This window comes from Vibrio sp. 10N.261.52.A1, assembly GCF_002876325.1.
In the GTDB taxonomy this organism is placed as follows: domain Bacteria; phylum Pseudomonadota; class Gammaproteobacteria; order Enterobacterales; family Vibrionaceae; genus Vibrio; species Vibrio chagasii.
The window spans coordinates 1-9,647 of the sequence record NZ_MCYD01000626.1 but is presented as its reverse complement, the minus strand read 5'-3'; the positions used below and the strand labels follow the sequence as shown (position 1 = coordinate 9,647).

The window sequence follows — 9,647 nt, the reverse complement described above, 5'->3', positions numbered from 1 at the left end:
TAGATATATTACTCAAAATTGGGTTCTACCTTGAACTTAGTCACAATTTTGGGTAGCATTCGCGCACTTATCTTTTCGACACTTAGCTATTGCCGCTCTTTTTCATCACTGTTTAGCTACGCAATACACTCGTGTCGGTAAATCCATTTTAAGCATAGCTGAGCACACATGTTCGAATTCCCACAATTTTCTAAGCACTCTGTAAAGAATGACGTACTGTCAGGCCTTACCGTAGCACTTGCTCTGGTACCTGAAGCTGTAGCATTCGCCTTTGTTGCTGGCGTTGACCCAATGGTTGGTCTGTACGCAGCATTCATCGTAGGTCTTATCACTTCAATCTTCGGTGGCCGCCCAGGCATGATTTCTGGTGCGACTGGCGCGATGGCTGTTGTAATGGTAAGCCTAGTTGCAACTCATGGTGTTCAATACTTATTCGCTGCAATTATGCTAGCTGGTCTTCTGCAAATTGCAGCGGGTGTCTTCAAGCTAGGTAAGTTTATCCGCATCGTTCCACACCCAGTAATGATTGGTTTCGTGAACGGCTTGGCTATCGTTATTTTCCTAGCTCAGCTTGGTCAATTCAAAGCACCGGATCTAACAGGTGCATTAACTTGGCTACCGAGCGACCAGATGACTTTGATGTTAGGCCTAGTGGCACTAACTATGGCGATCATCCACTTCCTACCAAAACTGACGACTGCAGTACCATCTTCATTGGTTGCTATCGTAACGGTGACGGCATTGGTTGTAGGTCTTGATCTTGAAACTCGTACTGTTGTTGATTTCCTACGTACTATGTCTGGTGACGAAGCAGCAACGCTGGCGGGTTCTCTACCGACCTTCTCTATTCCAGCAGTACCGTTTAACCTAGAAACGCTATACATCATCCTGCCTTACGCAGTGATCCTTGCAGCAATTGGTCTAATCGAATCGCTACTAACGCTAACAGTACTAGACGAGATGACAAACACTCGTGGTCAATCTAACCGTGAATGTGTTGGTCAAGGCATGGCTAACGTGACGTGTTCAGTATTTGGCGCGATGGGTGGTTGTGCGATGATTGGTCAGTCAATGATCAACGTAAACTCTGGTGGCCGTGGTCGTCTATCGGGCATCGTTGCTGCTGTGGCATTGCTAATGTTCATCCTATTCGGTTCAGCACTTATCGAAATGATTCCTCTAGCAGCACTTGTGGGTGTAATGTTCATGGTTGTTATTGGTACATTCGAATGGGCAACCTTCAAGCTTGCACGTCGCGTACCTAAGCAAGACTTCTTCGTTATCGTTCTTGTTACGGTTGTGACAGTAATGACTGACCTAGCGGTTGCTGTATTTGTGGGTGTTATTGCATCTGCACTGATGTTTGCATGGCAGCATGCTAAGCACATCTACGCGGATACTTGCATCAACGAAGCGGGTTCAAAAGAGTACAAAGTAAACGGTCCAATCTTCTTCGGTTCAACAGCGAACTTCCTTGAGTTATTTGACGCTCATGAAGATCCACAAGATGTAATTGTTGATTTCGCGAACTCTCGCGTAACCGACCACTCTGCTATTGAAGCAATTGATACCATTGCTGAGCGTTACGCAGCACAAGGTAAAACGCTGCACCTTCGTCACCTAAGCCAAGACTGTGTTGCTATGCTGCACAAAGCAGGTAGCTTAGTAGAAGCAAACGTAGCAGAAGATCCAATCTACAAAGTAATGTCTAAGTAATCTTAAACATCACTTTACGTTAGATATAGAAAGGCCGACATTCAATGTCGGCCTTTTTTATACTTCGCGTGCAAGCGTTCTACTGCTTTTATATCCTCGATATCAAATCGACCTTAATATCGCTTCGCTAGATTCTTCGATTAAATCCAAAACCAGTTCGAACCCATCACCCTCTCCATAATACGGATCAGGAACCTCTTGATACTGCGATTCACCAAAGCTTAGAAACAACGCCAGTTTATATTGCAAGTGTGCCGGACATTGGCTCATTAAGTCGGTCAAGTTAGCTCTATCTGCTGCGAGTATTAAGTCAAACTCTTCAAAATCATTTGCGACGACTTTTCGTGAAGTAATGCCTTTAAAGCTATAACCTCGCTTCTCTCCGGCCGCTTTAGAGCGCGAGTCTGGTGGGTTACCTTGATGGAAACCAATCGTCCCTGCAGAGTCGACTAGAACATCAATATTGAACTGCTGTGCCTTCTTTCGTAATACCGCTTCACCTGTTGGCGAGCGACAAATATTCCCCATACAAACCACGAGTATCTTTTTCATCCGTAATCACCTGTTCTTCCGATGGTTTTTGCTATCGTTAAGTTAGGCTATGATAGGCGCAATCACAACTTAAAAGGATTTGTTATGTCGACTGAAGACAACAAAGAACAACGTCATAAAGCAAGACAACAGAAAGTAAAAGAACAAGTCGATGCTCGTGTCGCTGCAGCACAAGAAGTAAAGGGCCTGTTACTGGTCATCACTGGTAATGGTAAAGGCAAATCGACCTCTGGCTTTGGCACCATAACTCGCGCAGTAGGCCACGGTAAGAAATGTGCGGTTGCTCAGTTTGTTAAAGGCACTTGGGATAACGGCGAAAAGAATGTCCTGCAAAAGCTAGATGTTGAATTTCAGGTGATGGGCACTGGCTTTACCTGGGAAACGCAAAACAAAGCACAAGATATCGAAGCGGCACAACGCGTATGGACAGAGTGTAAACGCATGCTGGCTGACGAATCGATTGATGTGATTCTGTTTGATGAGCTGACTTACATGGTGAGCTACGGTTACATTGAACTAGATGAAGTCGTTGAAGCGCTTAACAACCGTCCGAAGATGCAATCAGTGATCATTACAGGCCGTGGCGCGCACCGCACACTGACTGAAATGGCAGACACCGTATCAGAGGTACGCAACGTGAAGCACGCTTTCGAATCTGGTGTTAAAGCGCTACAAGGCGTTGACTGGTAATCACCTTCAACCAGAGCTCCCGGACTCGGTCATTCTTCCCTCTCGAGGATGACAACCACTAGGCCGTTATGCCCTTGAGCAAAGGACGACTGCCTATAGTCATTCTCTAGAGCGAGGGACGAGTATCATAGGGAATCTCTCTTGAGTATTACCTATGCAAAAATAAAAAGCGCCATTCCTACAATAGGAATGGCGCTTGTTTATATTTAGCGAGAACCGTTAATTAAAGAAACCTTTCAATAAACCATCTACGGCTTCTTTGGTCTTCTCATCTTTAATCTTGTCCGTTAGCTTGTTAACACCACGGTCAATCTCTTTCTGTGCTTTTTGCTTCAATACATCATCAAAAACAAGTGCAAATTTCGGGTCAGCCCATTGGCCTGTCACCTTAATCGGAATCGTCACATCTTTCAGGTCATCAATACTCTTACCGCCCTGACCTTCCAATGAGCCAACAATCGATGTTCTTACTAAGAAGTCTACCGTTTCATTGATGAAGTTAGCTTTACCTTGACCTGTCACGCGAAGTAATGGTGATTGTGCCGACAAGTCGTTCGTTGAAACCCAACCTTTATCAACCTTAAGCGTCGCTTTCATCGCACTAAAATCAGTTTTTTTAGCTTCATTTGTGCTTTCAACTTTTTCGCCTTTGATCTTCGCGTAATTCTCACGAATCAGTTGTGCAACATTAATGCCGTTAACCGCACCATCTTCAAAGTTAATCGCGATAGTACCAACTAGGTTCTTTTTGATTCCTGTTGCTGTAAGACTCTTACCTTTCACATTAACATCGATATTACCCGTACCTTCAAGCATATCGTTACCGGCAACATCAACCAATAATGGCTGAACTTTCACACCTTTAATTCTCTTCTTAGCAGTGTAAGTCGCCGGTGTTTTACGAGCGTCTAGTTTCGCTGTCGCAGAGATAGAACCTTGGTAAAGGTTTGATGTGAATGAAGTCAATTCAGCAACACCGCGGTTAACAGAGAATGCCGTTTTAACATTCTGCATTTTCGCATTGTTTGCTTTGAACTTATCGATCGTGATATCACCTTTCACATCAAGCGTTTTCAACGCAGATAGGTCAGGTTCAACTTCTTTCGCTGGTGCTGAGCTGCCTGACTTTGACGTTGAGCCACCAGCAGAACCAGAAGGCGCCGTGCTCGCGGTTTCTGTTGAACTACCTAAACCTAGGAACTCGTCTAAATCAATATTCGGGCTATGAAGCGAGAAACGAACCTTTGGTATATCTGACAGAGTAACGTCGGCTTTACCGTCTAATGCAATAGAGTTAGCTTGTAGCTTCTCTAGCACAAAGCTCAAATGGCTCTTCGTTAGATCAAAGCTAAGATCAGACAACATATCGACTTTCATTGGTGACTGAGGAAGCGTGTCACCCTTGAACGTAGAGTCTAACGTTAACTTGTTCAATGTCACTTTTGAAATTGCTTTATCAACCGTCAGCTCACCGCCACCTTTCAGGTCTAAATCTAGACCAGCCGCTTTACCAACCACAGCGTAAGTCAGTTGGTTAACCTTATCGAACTCAAACGTATCTAAACCAAGCTTTACGGAGTCAATTGACGTCGTTGGGTCATTAAACTTAGCGTTTAGGTCGATATTACGTAGCGCATAGCTTGCAAAGCCTTCAGCAAGTTTGAACTCAGCGCTACCGTTGGCTGAGAATTTTTGCTGGTTGTTCTCACCAGACGCAGCAAAAGTTGCCGTAGTCCACGTGTCTACTGCGAACTCAGATAGGTTCAAAGACACATCGTAGAGCTTAGTGAAAGAACCGGCTTGCTTGTCGTCCATTTCAAATAGTGCGTTTGAAATGGTTACGCCTGCTAGATTAATCGTCCAGCCAGATGTCTCTGCTGCGCTTTGCTCTTGTGGAGCCTGCGCAGGCTCAGACGTTGTCTCAGCAGCTGGCGCCGACGAATCAGATGTAGATGCTTGCGTCAGCGCATCAATATTTTTACGGCCATCTTTAAGCGTTTCTAAGTAGAATTCAGCGCCATCTAGAGTGATGTTGCCGATCTCTAGTTGGTTGCTAAATAGCGGAGTAACCGAAACGTCAACGCCAACGGTATCAACCTTAAATAGGTTAGGTTGCGTAAAACCTTCAGGGTTGCGTAATTCAGTTTGACCAAGTTCGAAGCCAATAGATGGGAAGAATTGCCAGCTGATATCACCCTCGATTACTAGCTCAAGGCCGGTGTGCTTCTGGGCTTGTTCGACAATTAATGGCTTAAATTGGTTGGGATTCACTAACAGTACTAGTGCCAAAATTGCTGCAACAACAATAAACACTGGCACAGCTATGAAAATGAGTAGTTTCTTCATCCGCATATTCCTTGCTTAGATTCCAAAAGAAAGTGGCACTATAAAAGTGCCACTGATTCGGTAAAAAATAAAGCTAAGTGAGTCACTTAGGCAAAACTTTTATTCGATTAAGACTTCAACAACTTCGCAATGTGCGCTTTTAGTACATCAATCGCGATACGGTTTTTACCACCACGAGGAACGATGATGTCTGCATGTTGTTTTGAAGGCTCGATAAACTGCATGAACATTGGACGTACTGTTTCTTGGTATTGCTTTAGTACTGTATCCATTGTGCGACCACGCTCTTCAACGTCGCGCTTAACACGGCGTAGTAGACAGATGTCTAGTGGTGTATCCATGAACACACTTGCGTGCATTAGGTTACGAAGACGTGGGTCTGTTAATAGCAGAATACCTTCTAAAATGATCACTTTCTTAGGAGTAAGTGTAGTCGTTTCAGAAGTACGTGTGTGTTCTGTGTAGCTGTACTCTGGTACTTCTACAGCATTGCCGCTCATCAGCTGCTGTAAATGCTCACATAACAGATCATGGTCCAGTGCATTTGGGTGATCGTAGTTAGTTTTAACACGCTCTTCCATACTCAAGTGGCTTTGGTCGCTGTAATAGCAATCTTCCGTGATAACACCAATTTGATGGTCGCCTACTTTTTCGCGCAGCTCATTATAAATCGTACTAGCAATCAGACTTTTTCCTGAAGCTGAAGCGCCAGCGATACCTACGATGACACATTGATTATTATCAGACATTATTTTGCACCCGATATGGTTTGGTGGTGGGAATAGATAAACCGCCTGATTATAGGGGCTAAAGCACCGAGATTCTAGTCGCCATTTTAGCAAATTGCAGTCAAATTAATGATCTCAATACATTTACTTGAGGCAATCGTTTGCTTTCAAATAACTTGCCTACAACTATTTGCACAGGCTTGCCAACTACCTAACCAAAAAACGATAGTTGTGCAAAAACCACGGGCTGTTTATCTAAACCACTCATTATCTATACCGCGTTGAGGTTCGCGCTTACTATTCAACCATAGAAAAGTTGATCGCTTCTGGTCGCGCTTTACCCGTCCAAAACATTTTAGCCGCGACATTTTCAGCAAGCTCAAGGTAGTGACGTGTATGTTCGCTATCAGGGCGACGCACTACCGTCGGGCAACCGGCATCGATGTCTTCGCGAACATCAATATGCAGTGGGATTTGCGCTAAGATATCGAGGTAGAACTCTTCAGACATAGCCTCTGCGCCACCAGCGCCAAAGATATGCTCTTTCTCACCACAGTGACTACATATATGGTAGCTCATGTTTTCAACTAAGCCTGCTACAGGCACACTCACTTTATCGAACATAGCAACACCTTTACGTGCGTCTGCTAAAGCCAGGTCTTGAGGAGTAGTCACAACCACCGCACCGGTTACTGGGATCTGCTGAGATAGAGTTAACTGGATATCACCTGTGCCCGGTGGCATATCGATAACCAGGTAATCCAATTCTGGCCATACCGTTTCATTCACAAGCTGACCTAGCGCTTTGGCCGCCATTGGACCACGCCAAATAGCAGCGTCATCTTTCGATACAAGGTAGCCAATTGAATGCGTGAAAATACCGTGCGCTTCGATTGGCATCATCCACTTATTGTTTTGCACTTCTGGCTTCGCATCTAGTTGTCCTAGCATCATGGGAACCGATGGGCCGTAGATGTCCGCATCCAATAAACCGACTTTTGAGCCTGACTTAGATAAAGCCAGCGCAAGGTTAACTGAAGTCGTTGATTTACCCACCCCGCCCTTGGCAGAAGTGACGGCAATAATATTCTTCACACCTTTCAGTGGTGTTGAGACCATCGTTTCAAGTGCCGACGGCTTAACCTTCACTTCAAATTGAAAAGCATTCACAAGCTTTTGTTCAATCTGAGCGTTAATCCAATTTTCAAGATCAACAGCAAGCTGATTCGCAGCGAAAGGCAAAGTAATAACAAACGATCCACGAGGATCAACAGAGACAATATTTTGGTGTAGCGCCCACTCTGGGATGAGGATTGGTGACTCAAACTCATTCAACCATGAACAGAAATCTTGCTTCGAAGTAAAGTTACGCATTGGGGCTCCTTTTTTTATTTATGCTATCACCCACGAGATGAAGACTGAACCCCTAAAAAACTAGGGGAATCCTTTGTCTGATACCTTGGCGTATCACACGTTATAAAGTAGTATTACCAATCAAATTTATACCTATCAAAAAAGCGAATTATTAAGTATGGCAACTGATCCAAGACAACTTTTGGTAACTTGTGCGCTTCCGTACGCTAACGGCTCTATTCACCTTGGCCATATGCTTGAGCATATCCAAGCTGATATCTGGGTTCGATACCAGCGTCTGCGTGGTAACACTGTAAACTTCATCTGTGCTGACGATGCTCACGGCACGCCAATTATGCTTAAAGCTCAACAGATGGGTATCACGCCAGAAGAGATGATCGCTGCTGTTAGTGAAGAGCACCAAAAAGACTTCGCTGGCTTTGATATCAGCTTTGATAACTACCACAGCACACACAGCGACGAGAACCGTGAACTGGCTTCTCACATCTACCTAGAACTTAAAAAGAACGGTTTCATTTCTAGCCGTACTATTTCTCAGCTTTTCGACCCTGAGAAAGAGATGTTCTTACCAGACCGTTTCGTAAAAGGTACTTGCCCTAAGTGTAAGTCAGAAGACCAGTACGGTGATAACTGTGATAACTGTGGTGAGACATACAGCCCAACTGAGCTAATCGATCCTAAGTCAGCAGTTTCTGGCGCAACTCCAGTAATGAAAGACTCTGAGCACTTCTTCTTCGATCTACCTCAGTTTGAAAGCATGCTAAAAGAGTGGACACGTTCTGGCTCACTGCAAGCTGAAACAGCAAACAAAATGCAAGAGTGGTTCGAGTCTGGTCTACAACAGTGGGACATCTCTCGTGATGCACCATACTTTGGCTTCGAGATCCCAGGCGAAAAAGACAAGTTCTTCTACGTATGGCTAGATGCACCAATCGGCTACATGGGCTCATTCAAGAACCTATGTGACAAGCGCGACGATCTAGACTTTAACGAGTACTGGAAGAAAGATAGCACCGCTGAGCTTTACCACTTCATCGGTAAAGACATCGTTTACTTCCACAGCCTATTCTGGCCTGCAATGCTAGAAGGTTCTGGCTTCCGTAAGCCAAACAACGTATTCGTACACGGCTACGTGACTGTAAACGGCGCGAAGATGTCTAAGTCTAAAGGTACTTTCATTAAAGCAAGTACGTACCTAAATCACCTAGACCCTGAATGTCTACGTTACTACTACGCTGCGAAACTAAACAGCCGTATCGATGACCTTGACCTTAACCTTGAAGACTTCACTCAACGTGTAAACGCTGACGTAGTAAACAAGATTGTTAACTTAGCTTCTCGTAACGCTGGCTTCATCACTAAGCGCTTCGAAGGCAAGCTAGCCGCTGAATTTGCAGAACCAGAGCTATACAACGAATTCGTTGCTGCTGCAGAGCGTATCGGTGAGCTATACGAAACGCGTGAATTCAGCCGTGCTATCCGTGAGATCACTGCACTAGCAGATAAAGCGAACCAGTACATCGACGAAAAAGCACCTTGGGTTCTTGCAAAAGAAGAAGGTAAAGAGAAAGAGCTTCAAGAAGTTTCTTCTGTTGGTATCAACCTATTCCGCGTCCTAATGGCTTACCTGAAACCAGTGATGCCTGAACTTGCGGCTCGCACTGAAGCTTTCCTAAACGAAGAGCTGACGTGGGAAGGTGTTGCTACTCCACTAACTGATCACGAAATCACTAAGTTCAAAGCGCTATTTAGCCGTATTGATCCTAAGAAAGTGGAAGCGATGATTGAGTCTTCTAAAGAAGACGCAGCAGCAGAAATGGCAGCTAAAGAGAAAGCGGAAGCTGAGAAAGAAAAAGCAAGCCAAACTGAGCTAGACAAAGAGCCAATCGCTGAAGAGATTGAATTTGACGCTTTCGCAGCGGTTGATATGCGTATTGCTCGTATCATCTCATGTGAAGAAGTGCCAAAAGCGAACAAACTACTGAAGTTCCAACTGGACATCGGTGGTGAGACTCGCCAAGTATTCTCTGGCATCAAGTCAGCATACAAACCTGAAGAGCTAGAAGGCAAACTAACTGTTATGGTTGCAAACCTAAAACCTCGTAAGATGAAGTTTGGTATGTCTGAAGGCATGATCCTAGCAGCGGGCCCTGGCGGCAGCGACCTATGGATCCTTGAGCCACACGAAGGTGCTCAACCGGGTATGCGTGTAATGTAATTCTGGCGTCTGTCAGATAAAGC

7 protein-coding genes are annotated in these 9,647 nt (G+C 44.8%); 3 read left to right on the top strand and 4 right to left on the bottom strand.

Features of this window, described 5'->3' with window-relative positions:
- The first annotated feature begins 168 nt into the window (after nucleotides 1-168).
- Entirely contained in the window at nucleotides 169-1,716 is a 1,548-nt protein-coding gene (locus BCT81_RS11370; protein WP_008220276.1) for a SulP family inorganic anion transporter, read from the top strand.
- Nucleotides 1,717-1,818: 102 nt separating this feature from the next.
- Here the strand turns inward: BCT81_RS11370 and BCT81_RS11365 are convergent, their stop codons facing one another.
- Nucleotides 1,819-2,268: a low molecular weight protein-tyrosine-phosphatase gene (locus BCT81_RS11365; protein ID WP_102424364.1), complete on the bottom strand. Its 450-nt coding sequence runs from the start codon at nucleotides 2,266-2,268 to the stop codon at nucleotides 1,819-1,821.
- Between the two features lie 84 nt (nucleotides 2,269-2,352).
- Here BCT81_RS11365 and cobO point away from each other — a divergent pair, with 84 nt between their 5' ends.
- Nucleotides 2,353-2,958: a cob(I)yrinic acid a,c-diamide adenosyltransferase gene (gene cobO, locus BCT81_RS11360; RefSeq protein ID WP_061033783.1), complete on the top strand. Its 606-nt coding sequence runs from the start codon at nucleotides 2,353-2,355 to the stop codon at nucleotides 2,956-2,958.
- 219 nt (nucleotides 2,959-3,177) lie between these two features.
- On the opposite strand, the gene BCT81_RS11355 is transcribed toward cobO, so the two are convergent.
- The 3 genes from BCT81_RS11355 to apbC all read right to left on the bottom strand — a co-directional run bounded on the left by BCT81_RS11355 (nucleotide 3,178) and on the right by apbC (nucleotide 7,406).
- Nucleotides 3,178-5,304: an AsmA family protein gene (locus BCT81_RS11355; protein ID WP_102424362.1), complete on the bottom strand. Its 2,127-nt coding sequence runs from the start codon at nucleotides 5,302-5,304 to the stop codon at nucleotides 3,178-3,180.
- A gap of 107 nt (nucleotides 5,305-5,411) precedes the next feature.
- Nucleotides 5,412-6,053 carry a uridine kinase gene (gene udk / locus BCT81_RS11350; RefSeq protein ID WP_004737367.1) on the bottom strand — a complete coding sequence of 214 codons (642 nt, stop codon included), beginning with the start codon at nucleotides 6,051-6,053 and terminating at the stop codon, nucleotides 5,412-5,414.
- A gap of 276 nt (nucleotides 6,054-6,329) precedes the next feature.
- A complete protein-coding gene (apbC, locus tag BCT81_RS11345) occupies nucleotides 6,330-7,406 on the bottom strand; it encodes an iron-sulfur cluster carrier protein ApbC (RefSeq protein WP_102424361.1) in 1,077 nt (358 codons plus the stop codon).
- 157 nt (nucleotides 7,407-7,563) lie between these two features.
- On the opposite strand from apbC, the gene metG reads away from it, so the two are divergent.
- Complete coding sequence (gene metG / locus BCT81_RS11340; protein WP_102424359.1) at nucleotides 7,564-9,624, top strand: methionine--tRNA ligase; 2,061 nt, start codon at nucleotides 7,564-7,566, stop codon at nucleotides 9,622-9,624.
- Nucleotides 9,625-9,647 lie beyond the last annotated feature (23 nt).